The organism is Streptomyces africanus, assembly GCF_002150735.1.
Lineage (GTDB): Bacteria > Actinomycetota > Actinomycetes > Streptomycetales > Streptomycetaceae > Streptomyces > Streptomyces africanus.
In genome coordinates, this window is the sequence record NZ_MUKA01000645.1 from 1 (window position 1) to 431 (window position 431).

Below are 431 nucleotides of genomic sequence, written 5' to 3' on the forward strand. Positions count from 1 at the left end.
CCGGAGGCGATCTTCGCGGCGGTCTCGGCGGCCGTGAGCCTGATGATGGGACTGTCCGTCATGGCGGGTTACTCCTCCCCCAGGATCTGCGGCACCTTGAAACGCTGCTGCTCCTGGGCCGGGGCTCCGGAGAGCGCCTGCTCGGGGGTGAGCGAGGGACGGACCTCGTCCGGGCGCATGACGTTGGTCANNGCGAAGTGGTCGAGCTCTTCGGGCTTCAGCTCCAGACGCGCCAGCCGGGCGAGGTGGGCGACCTCCTCGCGCGTGATGCCAGGCATGCAGCGATCCTCTGGGGTGAGTGAATGGATGTGGCCCAATCCTATGGGGCGCGGGGCCGTGCCCGTGAAACGGTTCGGCCCGGCCGTCGGTGACGGTGGTTCTCAGACGGCGAAGAGCAGTCCGGCACTGATCAGGACGACGACCGCGGTGGC

General features: G+C 68.8%; 1 protein-coding gene. It reads right to left on the minus strand.

Translation table 11 applies throughout. The annotated features are described in order from the left end of the window. Positions 1–68: 68 nt before the first annotated feature. Positions 69–278: an Asp-tRNA(Asn)/Glu-tRNA(Gln) amidotransferase subunit GatC gene (locus CCL05_RS43045; RefSeq protein ID WP_086565897.1), complete on the minus strand. Its 210-nt coding sequence runs from the start codon at positions 276–278 to the stop codon at positions 69–71. Between the last annotated feature and the right edge of the window lie 153 nt (positions 279–431).